Genomic DNA, 17,930 nt, shown 5'->3' with positions numbered 1-17,930 from the left:
GGAGTATTCGCAGCCGGAATTAGTGGCTGGGAACCACCGGAGCGGGAACCCCCGGGTCATCCGGGTAGTCCTTATGTGAACCGCTCGGGTCGCACCAGATCACCTTAATACGGCCGTGACCGTTGGTGTCATTGGTGCCGAAAGTACGGTTATTGTGTGCCCAGAACTTCCTACCGTTGGAATCCCACATTTCGATTCCCGGTGCTAGGTAGCTGCCGCCGGCACCGCCAGCACCAGCGGATGCGAAAGCACCTGAGTACCGGAACTTGTTCGAGCTGCCCTCAATATCCTGTTCCTGATCCGGGGCAGTAACACGCACACCCTGACCAATGACGCTGCCGGAACCGCCGCCGCCGTAGCCGCCGCCACCGCCGCCGGAGACCGCGTACACGTAGTAGTTGGCGTTGTCGTACCCATCGGCGTAGTGACCGCCGTAGGTATCAACCGCACCCCAAGCACTCACACCGTCAGCACCGTTAACGGGCTCGGTGGGGTTGGAGGTGCTGTTGCCCTCTGCGCCTTCAAAAGCGGAAGCGAAGATATTGCCATCGTCTGAGTAGTTAATGTACGCACCCGTCGGGTGATCGAATTTGGCGTAGCTCAGGTATTCCTGGGTGACCCGGTCCTGATCTGCTGCGGGTGCTTCACCGCCAGCGCCGCCGGTTCCGTCGCTGCCGCCTTCTGCGGTGCCACTGCCCTTACCGCCGTAGACGGTCTGCTCGTAGTCGGGGTAGTTCTCCAGGGAGGTGCTCGCACCGCCGCCGTCCATGCTGTCCACATGCTGCACTACTGTGACGGTCTGGCCCTCAACGCTCTGGGGGCTCTGCTGCACCTGCATACCGCCGCTGCCCTGCTCACCGATGGTGAGGGTGGCAGTCTTGTAGCTGCCTTCTTTGGTGCGGGGGTAGTCGTTGGTGTTGTGCTGCACGGTAACACCCGCGCCGCCGCCGCCGCCAGCAATAGCGATAACTTCCTTAATGGTGAACCCATCGCTTTCCATACGAACAATAGCGGATGCGCCACCACCGGAGCCACCGTACTGGATCTTTGCGGGCTTCAACTTATCAAGGATGAACTGCGCCTGGTTATTGCGAATACCTACCTGAGAGTCGGTGGGAAGAGCAGCTGAGGAACCGCCGTCACCAAATCCTTTACCGCCTTCAGCGGGGGTGCCGTCGAAGTTTGCGGTACCAGCTGCGCCGGTCACGAAGGTAAGGGTTTCGCCGGGGGTCACATCAAGGTAGCCGGCTACCTCGGCGCCAGCGCCGCCGTAGCCGCCACCGTACTGGTCTTCGTGAGTGGAGCCACCGGCGGCACCGCGCACATAGAACTTGATCTGGTGCACGTCGGCGGGGACTGTCCAGTGGTCGTAGACCTTTTCGCGGGTGTTGCCGCGCGGGGGCTTAGCGTAGTGCTGTGAGTTAAACGTTTTATCTGCTACACAGGGCTCGACCGGCGATGTGGCGAACGCCGGGATGGAGCTAGAAGCCATGACCACGGGTGCCGCCCAAGCCGCGCCGGTAACAAGCGTGCGGCGTGAGAGTTTATTCTGCATGTTTATATCCTTGCGAAGTACTGATATACACACGCCGGTGCCCAGTACCGTGCCCGCCCCTAGCGGAAAAAGGGCGGGGTACGTGAACACAACGAGCGTATATTGAGTGTTGTGATGCGCGGTAGAACCGCGTATACGGTGAATATTCTACTCGTAAAGTCTTTCATCTTCCATATATTCATGCATGTACTGAATGCCTTGCTGTAACCCTGAATCTCAAGCTATAGCTCAAAATTTACTGCGCGGTTCCCACGTCAGTAAGCGAATAATTATTCTATAAATTATGTATTTTGATACATTTTAATCATTTCGTAATAATTGGGCCATGCGATGCGCCGCAGAAATATACGCTCACCCAGTATTCAGTCACTCAAGCACCCTGGAAAGAACTCTAAGGCACCTTCTGAAACTTAATTGAAGCGTTAAAAATGCCAAAATATTTTTAAGAGGTCCAAATCATAAAACGACACAGAAACTAAGTTTAACCTTATAAAATACTCACCTAAGACTCAGTATCTCTTCTCTTTAAGAAGACACTACTTCGCCTCCGCATAGTTCCTCGTAACCGTCACAGACACCGGAAAATCCACCGGGACCCCACCAAAGAGCAGCTGCGCAGCCTGCTGAGCAGACTCCCGCACGATCGCCTCAACACGTTTCGCCTCAACAGAAGGGCCGCACAATACCAGCTCATCGTGCAGAAAATACACAATCTTTGTGCGCATCGGGCTGCCGAAAACTGTTTCACTCAGCAGGCGTGAACGCACCCTGCCCATCCAGCACAAAGCCCACTCCGCCGCCGTACCCTGCACCACAAAATTACGGGTCATACGCCCCCACGCACGAGACGCAGAAACCGCCCGAGCCTCCGCAGCACCCGTTGAACGATCCGCCACCGTGCGCCGCCACGCATCGGAAGGGGCAGGGGAGGTGCGACCTAAAAACGTGGTGACCTGCCCGCCCTGCTCGCCAATACGCGCCGCCCGCTCCGTAAACTCCATGGCGCGCGGAAAAAGCTGCGCAATATGCGGCAGCAGCGCCCCAACCTCGCCGCTGCGGCCCCCATACATAATGGCCAGCAGCCCCACCTTCGCCTGCGCCCGCTCAGTCAGCGCCAGCCCGTGAGAACGGCTCAGCTCGGCAATGCCCTCGTACAAGTCGGTGCTGTGCCCCGCAACGCCACGTCCCGCCGCAGCCAACGCCTCATCCCGGCTGAGCGCCGCCAGAATACGCGGCTCAATCTGTGACCCATCGGCCACCGTAAATACTTGATGCTGTGGGGCTATTATTGCCGAACGGATCTCCGCAGGCAGCTGCAAAGCACCCCCGCCGGAAGCACCCCACCGTCCGGTTGCTGCACCGCCCACCTCAAGATGCGGGCGGAAACGCCCCTGATGCACCCACGTATCAGCCCAATTCCAGCCGTTAGCAGTCCATATCCGGTACAGCTTCTTATACCGCAGCACCGGGTCGATCATGGCGTGCCTTTCCTCAGCCCGCGCCGGGTTCTGCTGCGCCCACGCCTTCAATTTCCATGAACGTGTGCTCTCAACCTGCGCGCCCGCACGCTGAAGCGCCCGCAGCAGATCCTGCGGGGAATCCGGGTTCAGCTGCGGAGCGAACAGTACACGCCGAATATGCTCAGCAAGCTCAACCATTTTCGCCGGATGCTCGCCCTCACCCGGGCGCGGCCCCAACAGCTGCTCCAGATTTTTATGGTGCTTCTGCGCATCGAACGGGATGCCCCAGTGCCCGATCTCCGCGGCAACAAGAGCACCGGCTGACTCCGCATGAGCCAACAGAGAAAGCCGGTCAGGGTGCGCGGCAGCGGCAATAGTGTGCAGCTGCGCCGCGAACTCGCCAAACGTCGCGGCAATAAGCGGGGTACGTGATGCTGGGGAACTCGCATCATCGGAGCGCACGGCTGGCCCAGTAGAATCCGCTGAAGACTGCTGGGCAGCAGAAAAACTCAGATCATCAAAGAGCGCCTGCTGACCGCTCACCTGCCGAGCAGGCGGCAGGTACCCGCGCGGTGGTTCGTGGTGCGGTTCGTGCATCAGCTCAAGCACCGGCGAATAACGAACATGCCCGCCGGGGTGGGTTGCGGCAGCACTGAGAATACGCTGCACCAGCCGCAAATCATGGCATAGATGCACCCGCACCTGCGCCTTTAACAGGAGAGGGCCAAGCACACGCGTATCGGCCCACACCCACCGCACCCGCGCACTCTTGCGCGCATCAGCGCGGGACTCAACCTCACGCACATAGGCGGGCAGGTTCTCGGCGCTCACCCTGTGCGCACACACAATACGTGGGGCCGTGCTGGGGGTGCTGGAGGTGACCGTTTCTTCCCCCGCACTGGCTGGCGCATCAGCAGAGTCGTTGGCGTGGGCCTCGGCGGCAGCCTCCACATGGAAAACACCCCAGTATGCGGTGGATGAGCCTCCCGCAGGGTTCTGAAAATGCACAGGTTCCCCGCTGTTTGCAGCATCGTTCACTGTGTTGCGCGCAGAGGCGGCGCCGGGGTTCTGGGCGTCGGCGTTATCTGCGGGAACAACGAGAATGTACATACCTTCCATTATCTCCTCTGGCCGTACTGCCCGTCCTGTGGGTAATTTGTATGGCGCATACTGAAAACCGCTAAGCTGCGAATGTAGAGAAGGAAATTACCTTCCGTTACCTTCCTAAGAGTCCATGTATGTTCTTGGCAGCACGCCCAAATCCTATTTTCCCCTTATTGGGTATGAACGTGTTGGGTTTCAGTAGCTGCTTCTTCCTGAGTGGTACTGCTATAACGGCAGAATACTTCGTCTCCTGGGTAAGGGGCATGAGATAGGTGCGTGAAGATGAAAGATATGGACGCTGCCTCGGACATCCTCACACCCCTTCTCCCTTGCAGCAACGTCTATAAACAGTAAAAGTATTGAAAAGGACTTATAAGCACATAAACCCACAAAATACTATTTCATAAAACGTCATAGAAGAGCTCCATATGTGAATAATACGTATGAAACACTGTGAAAAAACGTGTGGAAAGCCGGGGGCACGGCCCAAAATGGAAAGTTATCCACAATATCGCAGAGCCCCGCCCCGTGTACGCGCAAAACCCGGTGAAATAGTGCCATGAACACCGCGCACCTCATGACAGCACCGAGTAACACCCCGGCACCGGCCCGGGCCGCTACCCACGCCGGTCACCCCGCGGCGGCACCCACACCCCGCCCTCACAGCTTCGCCGCCCCTGCCGCACCAGGTGCGGTGGGTATCCACACAGGTAATGACCTATCGCCCCTCGCCCCGCTTCTGGTAAGCTCAGCCACCAGCGACCCCAGTGCGGCCGCACCCACCGGAACCATTACAGCCGCCCAGCCCACCACCCAAAACCCCGAAGAGCCGGCGGCAGAATCCCGCAACATGCCCGCCATCATAGGCACCGCCGAAAACCCCACCGCCCGAGAGATAGCCCTGCGGGCAATGCGTATCCTACTGGGCGAATCCTCAGAATACGGACGTGAAGCCTGCGAAAACGCGCTGCAGACCGCCATTGACGAGCGGGAAGAAAGCATTAGTGCCACCGTGACGCTCGCACCGGAACACCCCGCCTCTTCCGAGACGGCGCAGGAACCAGCACCGTCAGCCCACCTCGAAAACCCGGACGATACCCCCGGCAGCGCCCTGCACGACACCGCCCTGCGCTACCTGCACCACGAGCTGCACGGCATGGGGGCACTCGAAAACCTGACCGGCATACCCCACCTGAGTGACATATATGTTAACGGCCCCGCCGACATTTGGGTGCAGGCCGCCGGGCAAACCCAGCCAACGGCACTCACCCTCGGCAACGAGGCGCGGGTGCGTTCCCTTGCCCAGCGGCTTATCCGCGCATCCGGCGGCAGGCTCGATGCGGCCCATCCGGCCGCCGATGTGCAGGATACCCACGGGCGGCGCATCCACGCCGTTATACCTCCGCTGGTGCCCCGCACCCATCTGTCGGTGCGTGTGGCGGCTTCTCGCAGGCAAACCCTTGAAGACCTGGAAAAAACGGGTATGTTCGACGCCGATACAGCCGCAGAACTGCGGAGCATTATTGCCGAGAAGAAAAGCTTCATCATTAGCGGCGGCACCGGAACGGGAAAAACCACCCTGCTCAACGCGATGCTTGCCCTCTGCCCGGCTAATGAGCGGCTTCTCACCCTCGAAGACACCCCCGAATTAGCACCCTCCCACCCGCACGTGGTGGCTATGATGACCCGCGCCGCAAACACTGAAGGAACCGGAGAAATCAACCTGGGGGAGCTGATTGTTCAGGCGCTGCGCATGGCCCCAGACCGTCTTATCGTGGGGGAGTGCCGCGGGGCAGAAATCACGCACCTGCTCACCGCCATGAACACCGGGCACACCGGTGCAGGTACCAGCCTGCACGCCAACTCGGCGCGTGCCGTACCTATGCGACTGGCTGCTCTTGGAGCGCTTGCCGGGCTGGACGCCCGCACTGTTGCTCTTCACGCGGCCACCGCATTCGACCGTATTATCCATCTGCAGAAAGACGGGCCCACCCGCCGGGTGGAGGGGATCTACGAGCTCGCGCTTGAGCGTGAAGAGCTTACCGTCCGGCCCGTACCCTCCCACACGGTACCCAAAATACAACTTTCAGAGTTTGAACTTCCGCAATACACCCCAGTCGGTGTTCCTTCACCTGCCGGTGCAGACACTACCCCTCACCTGAAACTTGCCACCGCCGAAGACCTCGCTCCATCCGAGCCTGTTATGGAAAGGCGCCTCTATGTTGCCTAAACAGCCCACCCCAGAAGAACTTCGCCTCTGGCCTGATGCCCTGCGTGCCATTGCCGTTCAGCTTGATGCCGGGCTGAGCCAGGCCCAAGCTATCGCCGGTGCCCTCACCCGCATCGCCTCCGACCGCGCAGAGCACTCACCGGCCGCCCCCGCTCAGCTGTCCTGGTTTGCGCGTCGCGGATACCGGCAGGCGACACAGGATATTGCCACTCTATTCACCGCCCTGGGGGCCAATGCCGAGTTGGGGCTGCCTCTTTCTCAAGCCTGTCAACAGTGGGTTCACACCCACACCGGCACCGCCCGCCAGCACAGCGTGCAGCGTGTTAATGAGCTGTTGGTATGTCTGCATTTGAGTGAGGCAACCGGGTCCGCATTATCGGCCACCCTGCGCCGTGCCGCCGAGCACGCTGAAGAAAGCATTGATGCGTTACTGGGGCGAGAAAGCGCGCTCGCCGCACCTCGGGCCACGGGCCGGATCCTCTCGCTGCTGCCCTTTATTGGGTTGGGGCTGGGGGAGTTAATGGGCACTTCACCGGTGAGCGTGCTGACTGGTTCAATTGCCGGGGCGTGCGCCGGATTAGTGGGGGTTGGGCTTGCGCTTGCCGGAAGACGCTGGACGGCGGCCCTAGTGCACGCCGCAGAAACCGAGACCTTCTAAAACACCGAAGAACTGCCGGAAAACCGTGAGAGGAGTAAAACGTGGATGATCTGCTGATAACCGCCAGCCTATTCGCCCTGTGTGCGGCCTGCGCCCTGTCGATTGCACGCCGTATGATCAACCGCAGAAATGTTCAACGTGAAACAAAAAAGAATAAGCATTCTTTATTTTCTGATGGGGTTTCCCGTTCTCACACTACGGCGCATCTGGACTCGCAGAGTGTAAAAACCCGTCTGCCGTTACGCACTAAACGCACCGGGCAGACGGCCGCAAAAAGCGCAGGGCCCCGTATCGACACGGCTCTTGCTCTCGAAATACTCGCCGCTCAGCTCGACTCCGGGCTGGGACTGCACCAAGCGCTCACCGCCTTAGCCGATGCGCTGCCCGGCACCCCTCCGCCAACTCAGCGAAAACGTAAACAACGCTCTGAGAATGCCGCACCATCGCAGCCTCAGGGAACGCCCGGGCGGCTGCGCAGTATATGCGCTGCCCTCACCCTGGGGGCAGACTGGGATACCGCGTGGGCGCCGCACACCGCCGACCCGCTCTTAGGCGAGTTGGGGCGCATCCTCGCACCGGGTTACGCCTCCGGGGCACCCAGCGCCACCCTGCTCAGGCACCAAGCCGATGCGCACCGCACCGGTAACCGCCGTGCCGCCGAACGCGCCGCGGGGAAACTCTCCGTAGCTCTCGTGCTGCCGCTGGGACTGTGCTCGCTACCAGCATTTATCTGCCTGAGCATCATACCGATTTTGGTGTCGCTGCTGCCTACCTTGGCAGGGTAAGACACCGCAACCTAATAAAAATCCATGAAAGGAAATAACCATGACCGCCGTATACCCCTCCCTCACCGCACTGGCAAACCAGGAATTTTTGGCGACCCACGACACCGGGTGCACCACCGAAGTGTGCACACCCCTGTGCCGCCAAGCCTCCCAGTTCGCCCAGCTGCCAACCGGGATGATCGACACCGACCGTATTACCGCCGCGTACACCGCCACCGGGGCTAACACCGCCGCCCACGCCCCGGTGGGTGACCCTGAAGAAGGCGCCAGCACTGCGGAATACGGTATTGTGATGCTCGCCGCCGTCGGTTTCGCGGGGCTGCTGGTAGCCATCCTCAAATCAGATGAGGTACGTGAAATGCTGCTGGGGGTAATCCGTAATGCCCTCTCCATTGGGTAGAACTATGCGCCGCCGCCCGGGTGCTCCCCCTTTAGCTGGTACACCCGGGGCGGTGTGTGATTCCCTGCTCTACCCGGTGGGAATTGCACGCCTTGGCAGCCGTAATACATCAGTAAAGAGTGAATAATCATGCGTATATATTCGCCGTGGCGGGTGCGTGAACCCTCCTCAGCACCCGGCCCCTCAAAAATACGTTCCGCAGACCCCTCTGACGCTGAGCACGGGGCAGTAACCGCCGAATTCGCGGTGGTGCTGCCGGGGGTAACCCTCGTACTGGCCCTCTGCTTAGGTGCCGTCGCAACAGGGGCGGCACAGGTTCGGCTAGAGGACGCTGCGCGGGTTGCCGCCCGCGCCGCCGCACGGGGAGACACCGAAGCCAGCATCCACACGGCCGTCTCCCAAACGGATCGGGATGCCGCCGTGAGCATTGCCCGCGAAGGGAACACGGTGCGTGTGAGCGCCGAACGGAAAGCCCCCGGGGTTATCGGCGCAACCACCGGCTGGACGCTCCGCGCACAGGCAACCGCCAGCGTCGAAGGATCCGAGGGGCTGCAAGATACTGAGGAAGCCGCACACCATGAAGAATAAACATTCTGTAATACGTGCTAATGCTCCCACACCCCGCACCGCCTCGGCTGGGCGTGCCACAGAAGAAGGCAGCGGCACCGTGCTTGCCCTCACCATTATCGCCGGGGTGCTTATCCTCACGGTACTCACGCTCGGAGCGGCGGGCGCCTACACCGCCCACCGGCGCGCCGCCACTGCGGCTGACCTGAGCGCTCTCGCCGCCGCCGACACGCTCAGGGGCCTGAGCGAAGGAGAACCGTGCGCGAATGCTGCGCGCATCGCCCAGGAAAACGGGGCGAACTTAGCCGCCTGCACCGAACCTTCCCGCCCCGACACGATGGATGTGCGCGTCAGTGTTCCCATTACCGGCCCCTTCGCGTTCCTAGGCGACGCAAAAGGCCAGGCGCGAGCGGGGGCACCCGATGACACCGGTGGCGAGTAGCCATGTGCGGGCCATAACGGGCCCTGCCGCAAAGTGTTCACGGCACCTCGGTGCTGTATCAATAATGGTGCCGCTAGACGAGCCATCATCCCAGCACGGCACCTCGTAAAGGGCACGTCTGCCCTCACCGCGCCGGTGCCGCTACCCGGCCTCATCGAGTGAGTGCAGCATTGCCCGCAGCAGGTTTTGTGCGCCCGCCTTCGACAGTGGTTCGTTGCGGTTGCCGCACTTGGGAGACTGCACGCAGGAGGGGCAGCCACTCTCGCATCCGCAGGAATCAATAGCATCCAGGGTTGCGCCCAGCCAGGTGCGAACCGCCTCAAACCCGCGCTGGGTAAAGCCTGCTCCGCCGGGTGCTGCATCATACACGAAGATGGTGGGGCGTTCCGTATCGGCGTGGTACAGGGTGGAGAGTCCGCCTAAATCCCAGCGGTCGCAGGTCGCAATCAGCGGTAATAAGCCGATGGCGGCGTGTTCTGCGGCGTGCAGGGTGCCAGGTGCATCAGGTTCAACCACACCGGCGGCAAACAGGTAGCTCGGCTCAAAGGTAAACCAGATAGCCTCGGTCATCAGGATGCTCGGCGGCATCTCCATCGGCTCATCGCCCAGGTACTCACTGCCGTACACCGAAAACCGTTGAAAACCCATAACCTGATCGGTCACCTGAACCCGCCCGCGATGCATCGTCAGCCCAGCAGCATCGGGCTGAGTACCGTCGAACTCATACCGCACACCCGCCTTTTCCTGCAGAATCTTCACCTCGGTCGCCTCAATCGCCCGCGTGTAATAGTCGGGGTACACCCGCGAGAGCAGAATAACGCGCGCCGCTTCATCCAGGGACTCCACCAAATACTGGGCGTTCTGGTGAATATAGATAGCCCCCGGGTGTCCCTGAGTCATTGCCTGCGCCGAATCCATTGTGCCAATCAGCGAACCATCCTCGGCATCAATCAGCTGATAGGGGCCACCGCCGGTGGCACGCAGATCCACCAGATTCGTGGCCGACTCCGCGTGCGTCCAATACCAGCCGTCCGCCCGGCGGCGCAGATAATTCTGCTGCACCAACCGGTTAAGCAGAGCCTCAGTATGCTCGCCGAACAGGGAAAGCTCCTCGGCACGCAGCGGCGACTCCGCCGCGGCAGCGCACAAATGCGGAGAAAGCACATACGGGTTCGTTGGGTCGAATACGGTAGCTTCCACGCTCTGCCCAAAAATCGCCTGCGGATGATGCACCAGGTACGTATCCAACGGATCGTCCCCGGCGATAAGCACGGCGAGCGCATCCTGACCCCCGCGACCGGCGCGCCCAATCCGCTGAATAAAGGATGCGCGGGTTCCGGGCCAGCCCGCCACGAGCACCGCATCCAGCCCGGAAATATCGATACCCAGTTCAAGCGCAGAGGTACTTGCCAGCCCGAGCAGTTCGCCGGTGCGCAGCCGATGCTCAAGCTCACGGCGTTCCTCGGGCATATACCCCGAACGGTACGCCGCCACCCGATGCGCCAGCCCCGCCTCGGTCTCATCAAGGTAGCGCTGCGCTCGCTGAGAGATCAGCTCGGCGCCGCGCCGCGACCGGGTGAAGGCAAGCGTGCGGGTGCGTGAGAGTACCAGGTCGGTGAGCATTTGGGCGCCCTGTTCGATAGCGGAGATGCGCTGTGGTGCCTGCTTTTCCGCCTCGGAACGGGTGTCGAAGGCGCTCGCACCGGCGGCGAGTTTATCCCTCACCTGCGTATCGGGCAGGAACTCCGGTTCCCACAGGATGACGGTGGATTCTCCGCGGGGTGCGGTCGATGTGGTAATCGCGTCAATGCTCCCCTCGGGCACTCCAATGAGCTTGGCGAAAGACTCGGCAGGGTTCGCGCTCGTGGCGGATGCTCCGTAAAACACCGGATTTACGCGGTAGAGCGCGCAGACTCGGCGTAGGCGGCGCAGCAGATTGGCGATATGCGCGCCGAACACGCCGCGGTAGCTGTGCACTTCGTCAAGCACCACATAGCGCAGCCCGCGCAGGAAGTTCGCCCATTGCCGGTGGTTGCCCAGAATCCCGTAGTTGAGCATATCCGGTGTGGTGAGCACAAAATTAGCGTGTTCGCGCACCCACCGCCGCTCCTGCACCGGGGTGTCGCCGTCATAGGTGGCGGCGTTGAGCCCGGGAAGATGATAGGCAGTAATGGCGTTGAGCTGGTCGGCTGAGAGTGCCCGCGCCGGTGAAATATATAGAACGTTCGCTCTCTGATGAAAACCTGTGGAACCTGCATCCGCTGCCGTGGTGCTGAGCGGTTCACGGCGCGCCCCGCGGTAGAGGGCGTCGAATGTGGGCATGAGGTAGCTCAGCGATTTTCCGGATGCGGTCCCGGTCGCCACAATCACGTGCCGCGCCGTTGTGCCTGACTTATCGTGCCCCTGCCCGGATGCTCGCCCGAAGGAGAGCCGGTGTGCGTCTTCGGCGAGTGCAGCATCGAAGGCGCAATGCGCTGCCTGTGCCGCCTGCACCTGGTGGGTGTACGGTTCGTGCACGCCTAGCGACTCGAATGCCTCAATCACGCGCGGGTGCAGCCAGTGCGGCCACGGCGAATACTGCCCTTCACGTGCGGGGATGCGGTGCACATGGGTGATTTGTGGGGGTAGCGAGCCGTCGCCGGGGAGCTTGGGTACAAGCCTGCTCAGCTGCTCGCGAAGGTTCTCGTCGGGGCGCGAGGCAGGGGAGAATCCGGGGTGCTCATCAGCCGGGGAGTCGGGGGAGGGTTCGGGGCGCATCACACCATTGTAAAACCTCGGGTACGGTAAACCAGCGTGGGCAATCAAAGGGGTGCCCGGCATGTTCCACCCGCCCCAGCAGGCAGGCATTCGCTACCAGAAAACGGCGAAACCAACCGGTGCAAGGGGGCAGAAAAACGACGAGACATACCTCATGGTGAAGACACCACATGCAACCCATCATCGCGGGAGTATCCTGCGGAAAAACAGGGATTATCGGCCACATTACGGGATGAGCGCCGCCGCCACGGCACACACGATGTACCCAGAAAGCGTAAAATAGGAGGGTGGCTCAGAATCGAATTATCTTGTATTACCAGTTTGCCCCCATAACCGACCCCGTGGCGGTCATGCTCTGGCAGCGCGCCCTGTGCGAGAAGCTCGGTTTGCGCGGGCGCATCCTCATTTCCAAACACGGCATTAACGGCACGCTCGGCGGCGAAATCAGCGCGGTTAAGGCGTACACCAAAGAGACCCGCCAGTACCCCGGCTTCAAGAACATGGAATTCAAATGGTCTGAGGGCGGTGCCGAAGACTTCCCCCGTCTGTCGGTCAAAGCGCGCGATGAAATCGTGGCGTTTGGCGCTCCCGACGAGCTCAAAGTAGACGAAAACGGCGTGGTCGGCGGTGGCGTGCACCTCAAACCCGAAGAGGTAAACAAACTCGTGGAAGAACGCGGCGATGAAGTCGTCTTCTTCGACGGACGCAACGCATTCGAGGCCAAAATCGGTAAGTTCAAAAACGCCGTGGTGCCCGATGTGCGCACCACCCACGACTTTATTCGTGAGATCGAATCGGGCAAGTATGACGATCTGAAAGATAAGCCCGTCGTCACCTACTGCACCGGCGGCATTCGATGCGAAATCCTCTCCGCCCTCATGAAAAATCGCGGATTCAAAGAGATCTACCAGATTGACGGCGGTATTGTGCGCTACGGCGAAAAGTACGGCGATAAGTCCCTGTGGGAGGGCTCGCTCTACGTGTTCGACAAGCGCATGCACATGGAGTTCACCCCGGATACCGTCACGATCGGCCAGTGCGAGCGCTGCTCGGCACCGTCTAATAAATTTGAGAACTGCTCGAATGAGAGCTGCCGCGAGCTTGTGCTCCTGTGCCCCGAGTGCGCCACCGATGATGCGAAACGCCGCTGCGTGCCCGAATGCGCGGCTGACCGCCAGAGCGTAGGGGCCGGTATCTCATGAGCGAGTCCGTGCAGGCGCCCGTGACGGTTTCACCCGCGCGCATTGAAAAACACGGCTCTTTGCTGGTCGCGGGAGTATCCCAGGTGTATAAGCTGGGGGACGATTTCACGCCGCTGTGGGATGAGCTGAATCAAAAGGCATCCCCGGCGATGCTCGATATTCTGGCGGTCACCCAGTACATTGGCGTGTGCACCCAACCCAGTACCGATGGTTTCGTGCGCTACACGGCCGGTATTTTGGTTGATGACCGTGCCTCGGCGCATAAACTTGGGCTGGGTCTGCTGGAACTTCCCGCGAGCACCTACGCGGTGGTTGAGGTTACCGGGCCGATTTCGCGGTCTATTCCGGCAGGTTTTGAGAGCTTTGAGCGTGAGTTTTTCCCGTCGCATCCGCAGTACCGCCCGTTAGGCGGTCTGGAGGTGTACGGTCGCGGCGATATGCAGGCGGCAGACTACACGATGGAACTGTGGGTTCCGCTGCTAGAGGTTCCTGTATCGTAAAGATTTTTAAAGTAACAGGACACCCTACAAAGGGAGTCCTGGCTGGCAACGTTCTGGTATCCAGCCCGTTGTATCTTTATCGTATAGGAGATAGAGATACGGGTTCAACCCTCGGAACACCTTCTCCCCAGAAGGCTGATATGGATCGCTTCGGGAAGACTATCCTGTTGAAACTCTAGAACTCCTTGGTCTTCTCCCAAGCCTCTATATCGCCGGGGACTACCTCGAACACGGGGTGCACCGCGGGCTTACCGGCCTGGGTGAATTTCGCGAGACGCTCGGTAAGAATAGGCTCCCAATCGGCATCTCGCCCGGCAACTTTGTGCGCCAGAAAGCTCAATTCGTAGGCAAGCTGGCCCTCGGCCACGGGAATAGGATCCAGGCTCTTACCCCGCTCAGTGGCAATCAACGAACGGTTGAAGGAGTACCCACGCAGCTGTGCCTCATCAGCGAGCCCATGCAGATAAGCCCCAATAGCCTCTACCGGCTGAGAATGCGCACGAAACCGAATGAGTTGCGGATGATTCGTGTACCCTCGGGTGAGCCCGCGCAGCACTTTCTGCGCAAGCAGGCTCTCACGCCAGCACGCGATCAGGGCGCGACGGTCAAGAAGGGACGGGTGGGCAGACCAAATACGCATCCATCCACTATACAGCCGCAGACCTGCGCTCTTAGGTAAAACAGCAGCGGTCTGCCCAAAAATATTGAGGCAGAATGCACCTGTGGGGCGCTCGCATCTGAACAGGATGCGAGCGCCCCACATTAGTGTAGGTACCCTCTATGCTACGAGTTCCGCGCCATCCAGTCTGGATCTTCGGGCGAGGTAGGCTCCGGATCGGGCTGCTTATTCGGATCTGAAGGGCAGAAAGAATACCTAATCATACCGTCTGTGGTTGATCCCACCACTACGGATGAGCCGCCTTCAGCGGTAATATAGGGATCGATTACGTCAGGGGAAACAAAGTTTCCGCCGCCACCGCCACCACCGGAGGCAACACCCACAAACGCGGTATCAGACTTGAGACTTTCGGATGCGACAGCCACCGCCGAACCTGACCCGCCTCCACCGTAGCCCGCGCCACCGCCGCCGGAAACAATGTACCCGGTAGCATTGCGGTCATCACTCGTGTTGCCTATAGTACTGAGTGCGTACCCATAGGCGACAACGCCGTCAGCCCCGTTGCCGTTGGGGCCTGAGCCACCAGATTTGCCCGCAGAGTTTCCGGTACGAATCTCTGTTCGCGCAGTAGAGTCAAAGGTCAGCTCTTTATCTCCCGTGACGGTAGCTAGGGCACCGCCAGAGCCACCGATCGCGCTGCTGCCGTTCGATCCGGAGGGAATTAGAACCTCGGCGTCGTAGTGCTGGTGGTAACGTTCCTGCCCCGAGAATCCCAAGCCTTCTGGCACATAGTCATCACCTGCGGAACCGCCCCGACCAATATGCAGATTAGGGCTTTCATAGAAGGTTGGGTCGTCTGTTATCCATGTTCCTCCCTCCTGGGTAGCGTGTGTGAATCCGCGTGCGCCCGCGCCTCCACCGCCTCCGGCGATGGCGAGTACGGTTTCTTGGGAGGTTTGTGCATCGACCATGACGATTGCTGAAGAACCGCCGCCGGAGCCCGAATAGACCGTAACCTTATTGCTGTGGCTGTTCAGTTTACCCTGTACGTCTGACCCCAGTTCGGTGGGCAGTGCCGCAGACGAACCGCCGTTACCGTACCCTTCGCCGCCTTTGGCGGGGCGGTCATAATATCCGACGCCGCTGGTACCCACATAGAATTTGATGCGCTGCCCGGGTGTTACCTTGACGGTTCCCTTAATGTAGCCGCCGCCGCCTCCAGTACCACCGGTTCGGTTAGGTCCTGTGAACTCCGAGTATGGTGCAATAAGGGTACCGCCTACACCGCCGAGTAGATCAAAGCGCATATATGAGGCATAGTCGGGAACCACAATTTCTTCATAGCCTTTTTCACCGGCTGCACGATTTTCCGCCGCCATGCGCATATCCTTGGCAAAAATCTCGTAGCTTTTATCGGGGTCTAGGCAGGGGCCGTCGTCGGCAGATGATGATGCATACGCCGGAATAACGGCGGTGCTCAGCACAAGCGGCGCAGCCCATGCGGTTCCGGTCACCAGATCTCGGCGAGAAATGCCTCGTCTCATAGAAAATATCCTTGTGTTTGAAATTGTTGTGAGTGTTTACCGTGCACAATGATCCCTAAGGAACAATGCGCTGCACCGCCAGGTTAGGGCTGATGAGGCTTCACAATGTGTGAGTGATGTCATGGCCAGCGGGGCTATCGTGACAGAGGCAGATACGGCGGTGGAGGCGAGGACGGCTGGTGCCGCCCATGCCGCACCGGCGACGAGTTTTCTGCGTGAGATACCCCGTGTCATGTGTGATGTAGTCCTTGGGTTGGTCTTGTGTTTGAGCTGAGAGCACCCGGCGCTTATGCGCCTCTCCCACGTAATGGGGGAGAGGCGCAATGGGGCTAGACTACTGTAGCTGAGTGAATACTTGAGTCTGCCGTACTGCCGCAGCAATGCGACCGGCGCTCCTTCATAAGTATGCCACATAAGCCCGATATTTAAGAATATATATGCATTTATAGTGTGGTGTGATGTTGGCTTACTAAACTGTAAAGTCTAGCTTTATAAAGACCTTTTGGGGTGTTTAAGAGAAAACTAAGCCACTGGTCTTAGAATGCATTTTTATCCACTCAAGGTGGCGGGGATGAGCAATAAATAAGCCGCACGGCACCGCGAACACCCAAGAGATAAACCCTAAAATAATCCCGGGTGTCCGCGCCGCCGTGCGACACGCTTATATATTTTTTAGGCTAACCGGCCGATATGGGGGCCGGATCAGCCGCTACTTGGAGACGCAGAATGCGTACTGGCCAATACCGTCACGGGACTCGCCGCGAACCGTGCCCTGCCCGCTTGAGCGCTGGAAGGTGGGGTTGATGACGTCCGCCGCGACAAAGCTGCCGCCACCGCCGCCCCCACCAGCGACCACACCTGCACTCACTGAGTAGGCATCGCTTACGGTCTTCCCATCTCCCAGCACGTTAATAGTCTGTGCGCCAATAGCTGCTGCTGCGCCTGAACCGCCGCCGCCGTAGCCGCCACCGCCACCGCCAGAAACAGCGTATGCGGTTACATTGAACTTGTAAGGGCTTCCGCCGTCGGGCTGGTCGGTTTCTTTGGTACTGATTGAGTAGGAGTATGCCACTACACCGTCGGCACCATTAGCTTTCGCGCCCGAACCGCCCGCAACACCTGCTACGGTGCTGGTGCGGATATTTGACTCGGTGGTGCTGGAGAAGGAAAGGTCCTTAGCGGTGCTGTAGGTGGCTTTGCTGCCGCCTGCGCCGCCGTTTGCGCCGCTGCCGGGGTTACCGCCGCGTACAGTTACTTTTGCGGAGGGGTATTCGTTGTACACCTCGGTGCCGTTACTGCCAGCCTGCGGGAAGTCGCTCGCATCGCCGCCATTACTGAGTACCGGGAAACCACCGTCAGTCTTCCAGCCAGCCAGCTTGGTGCCGTTTAGAGTCTCACGTGCTGCCTGGGTCATAGCGCGGGTGCCACCGCCGCCACCGCCGCCAGCAACGGCGAGCAGTTTTTCTTCCGAAGATCCCTTATCGCTAATAAGCACGGCGCTTGCGCCACCGCCTGAGCCCGAGTACACCACAATGTGGTTGTAGGTGGGGCTCTGCATTTCATCCAGGTCAGATACTTCTACGCCGGTTTCAAGAAGAGTGTTGGAGCTACCGCCGTTCCCGTAGCCTTCACCACCTGCGGCAGGCTTGTCGTAGAGGCCAAGGCCGCCAGCGCCCACATGGAACTTCACGGTCTGTCCGGGGGTGACCTTAATGGTTCCCTCAATATCTGCGCCTGCGCCGCCATCACCGACGTTGCGGTTAGCATGGTCGACGCCGCCGCCGTAACCGCCCTGGATCTTAAACCACATGTAGGTGGCACCTTCGGGGACAGTTATTTCTTCGTAGCCCTTTTTATTATTTGCACGACCTGGGGCAACTGTCTGGCGTGCTTCGAAGTCATTGAGGTTTTGGCAGGGGTTAACTGAAGATGCATACGCGGGTATAGCTGTAGATGTCAGCACTGCGGGGGCGGCCCAAGCGGCGCCTGCCACGAGCGACCTGCGGGAAATATTCCTGGTCATGGTCTGCATGTCCTTGAGTGTAGTAGTTCGAGTGTGAACGTGTCACTGCGTGGGTATTGGGCGCGTGGTAGCCACAAGAGGGTG

The 17,930-nt window shown here is 59.9% G+C and carries 14 protein-coding genes; 8 read left to right on the top strand and 6 right to left on the bottom strand.

Annotated features, from left to right (window positions below):
- Positions 1 to 19 precede the first annotated feature (19 nt).
- Both D8M41_RS07040 and D8M41_RS07035 read right to left on the bottom strand, forming a co-directional pair.
- Complete coding sequence (locus D8M41_RS07040; RefSeq protein WP_039955133.1) at positions 20 to 1,555, bottom strand: glycine-rich protein; 1,536 nt, start codon at positions 1,553 to 1,555, stop codon at positions 20 to 22.
- 536 nt (positions 1,556 to 2,091) lie between these two features.
- Complete coding sequence (locus tag D8M41_RS07035; protein WP_446737495.1) at positions 2,092 to 4,125, bottom strand: bifunctional 3'-5' exonuclease/DNA polymerase; 2,034 nt, start codon at positions 4,123 to 4,125, stop codon at positions 2,092 to 2,094.
- A gap of 553 nt (positions 4,126 to 4,678) precedes the next feature.
- Between D8M41_RS07035 and D8M41_RS07030 the strand changes: the two genes are divergently transcribed.
- From D8M41_RS07030 to D8M41_RS07005, 6 genes are all read left to right on the top strand, one after another.
- Complete coding sequence (locus D8M41_RS07030; RefSeq protein ID WP_126926670.1) at positions 4,679 to 6,349, top strand: CpaF family protein; 1,671 nt, start codon at positions 4,679 to 4,681, stop codon at positions 6,347 to 6,349.
- Positions 6,339 to 7,007 carry a type II secretion system F family protein gene (locus D8M41_RS07025; RefSeq protein ID WP_006888264.1) on the top strand — a complete coding sequence of 223 codons (669 nt, stop codon included), beginning with the start codon at positions 6,339 to 6,341 and terminating at the stop codon, positions 7,005 to 7,007. The genes D8M41_RS07030 and D8M41_RS07025 overlap by 11 nt, the downstream gene beginning before the upstream one ends.
- A 41-nt stretch (positions 7,008 to 7,048) precedes the next feature.
- Positions 7,049 to 7,792 carry a type II secretion system F family protein gene (locus tag D8M41_RS07020; protein ID WP_238693492.1) on the top strand — a complete coding sequence of 248 codons (744 nt, stop codon included), beginning with the start codon at positions 7,049 to 7,051 and terminating at the stop codon, positions 7,790 to 7,792.
- Between the two features lie 40 nt (positions 7,793 to 7,832).
- Positions 7,833 to 8,192 (top strand): DUF4244 domain-containing protein, encoded by a 360-nt coding sequence (locus D8M41_RS11950; protein ID WP_238693491.1) that lies wholly within the window; start codon positions 7,833 to 7,835, stop codon positions 8,190 to 8,192.
- A gap of 129 nt (positions 8,193 to 8,321) precedes the next feature.
- Positions 8,322 to 8,780: a TadE family type IV pilus minor pilin gene (locus D8M41_RS07010; protein ID WP_238693490.1), complete on the top strand. Its 459-nt coding sequence runs from the start codon at positions 8,322 to 8,324 to the stop codon at positions 8,778 to 8,780.
- Positions 8,770 to 9,201 (top strand): Rv3654c family TadE-like protein, encoded by a 432-nt coding sequence (locus D8M41_RS07005; RefSeq protein ID WP_126926669.1) that lies wholly within the window; start codon positions 8,770 to 8,772, stop codon positions 9,199 to 9,201. The genes D8M41_RS07010 and D8M41_RS07005 overlap by 11 nt, the downstream gene beginning before the upstream one ends.
- A 141-nt stretch (positions 9,202 to 9,342) precedes the next feature.
- On the opposite strand, the gene D8M41_RS07000 is transcribed toward D8M41_RS07005, so the two are convergent.
- Positions 9,343 to 12,021, bottom strand: a complete 2,679-nt coding sequence (locus D8M41_RS07000; protein ID WP_126926668.1) for a DEAD/DEAH box helicase — start codon at positions 12,019 to 12,021, stop codon at positions 9,343 to 9,345.
- 224 nt (positions 12,022 to 12,245) lie between these two features.
- Here D8M41_RS07000 and trhO point away from each other — a divergent pair, with 224 nt between their 5' ends.
- Entirely contained in the window at positions 12,246 to 13,160 is a 915-nt protein-coding gene (gene trhO / locus D8M41_RS06990) for an oxygen-dependent tRNA uridine(34) hydroxylase TrhO (protein ID WP_126926667.1), read from the top strand.
- Positions 13,157 to 13,660 (top strand): GyrI-like domain-containing protein, encoded by a 504-nt coding sequence (locus D8M41_RS06985; RefSeq protein WP_126926666.1) that lies wholly within the window; start codon positions 13,157 to 13,159, stop codon positions 13,658 to 13,660. Before trhO ends, D8M41_RS06985 begins: the two co-directional genes overlap by 4 nt.
- Positions 13,661 to 13,835: 175 nt before the next feature.
- On the opposite strand, the gene D8M41_RS06980 is transcribed toward D8M41_RS06985, so the two are convergent.
- The 3 genes from D8M41_RS06980 to D8M41_RS06970 all read right to left on the bottom strand — a co-directional run bounded on the left by D8M41_RS06980 (position 13,836) and on the right by D8M41_RS06970 (position 17,846).
- The gene (locus D8M41_RS06980) at positions 13,836 to 14,300 is read right to left on the bottom strand and encodes a pyrimidine dimer DNA glycosylase/endonuclease V (protein WP_126926665.1); all 465 of its coding nucleotides are present in this window, start codon (positions 14,298 to 14,300) and stop codon (positions 13,836 to 13,838) included.
- A 143-nt stretch (positions 14,301 to 14,443) separates the two neighbouring features.
- A complete protein-coding gene (locus D8M41_RS06975) occupies positions 14,444 to 15,823 on the bottom strand; it encodes a hypothetical protein (RefSeq protein ID WP_238693488.1) in 1,380 nt (459 codons plus the stop codon).
- 709 nt (positions 15,824 to 16,532) lie between these two features.
- Positions 16,533 to 17,846, bottom strand: a complete 1,314-nt coding sequence (locus tag D8M41_RS06970; RefSeq protein WP_126926664.1) for a hypothetical protein — start codon at positions 17,844 to 17,846, stop codon at positions 16,533 to 16,535.
- Between the last annotated feature and the right edge of the window lie 84 nt (positions 17,847 to 17,930).

Source organism: Rothia sp. HSID18069 (genome assembly GCF_003989155.1).
Classification (GTDB): domain Bacteria; phylum Actinomycetota; class Actinomycetes; order Actinomycetales; family Micrococcaceae; genus Rothia; species Rothia aeria.
Note: the sequence above shows the minus strand (reverse complement) of the source record. Positions and strands in the feature narration are given on the sequence as shown.

Coding starts and splice junctions, on each gene's coding strand:
- D8M41_RS07025 (WP_006888264.1), top strand. CDS start 6,339: ATGTTGCCTAAACAGCCCACCCCAGAAGAACTTCGCCTCTGGCCTGAT.
- D8M41_RS07005 (WP_126926669.1), top strand. CDS start 8,770: ATGAAGAATAAACATTCTGTAATACGTGCTAATGCTCCCACACCCCGC.
- D8M41_RS06975 (WP_238693488.1), bottom strand. CDS start 15,823: ATGAGACGAGGCATTTCTCGCCGAGATCTGGTGACCGGAACCGCATGG.
- D8M41_RS07035 (WP_446737495.1), bottom strand. CDS start 4,125: ATGTACATTCTCGTTGTTCCCGCAGATAACGCCGACGCCCAGAACCCC.
- D8M41_RS06970 (WP_126926664.1), bottom strand. CDS start 17,846: ATGACCAGGAATATTTCCCGCAGGTCGCTCGTGGCAGGCGCCGCTTGG.
- D8M41_RS07010 (WP_238693490.1), top strand. CDS start 8,322: ATGCGTATATATTCGCCGTGGCGGGTGCGTGAACCCTCCTCAGCACCC.
- D8M41_RS07030 (WP_126926670.1), top strand. CDS start 4,679: ATGAACACCGCGCACCTCATGACAGCACCGAGTAACACCCCGGCACCG.
- D8M41_RS06985 (WP_126926666.1), top strand. CDS start 13,157: ATGAGCGAGTCCGTGCAGGCGCCCGTGACGGTTTCACCCGCGCGCATT.
- D8M41_RS11950 (WP_238693491.1), top strand. CDS start 7,833: ATGACCGCCGTATACCCCTCCCTCACCGCACTGGCAAACCAGGAATTT.
- D8M41_RS07000 (WP_126926668.1), bottom strand. CDS start 12,021: ATGCCGGGCACCCCTTTGATTGCCCACGCTGGTTTACCGTACCCGAGG.
- D8M41_RS06980 (WP_126926665.1), bottom strand. CDS start 14,300: ATGCGTATTTGGTCTGCCCACCCGTCCCTTCTTGACCGTCGCGCCCTG.
- D8M41_RS07040 (WP_039955133.1), bottom strand. CDS start 1,555: ATGCAGAATAAACTCTCACGCCGCACGCTTGTTACCGGCGCGGCTTGG.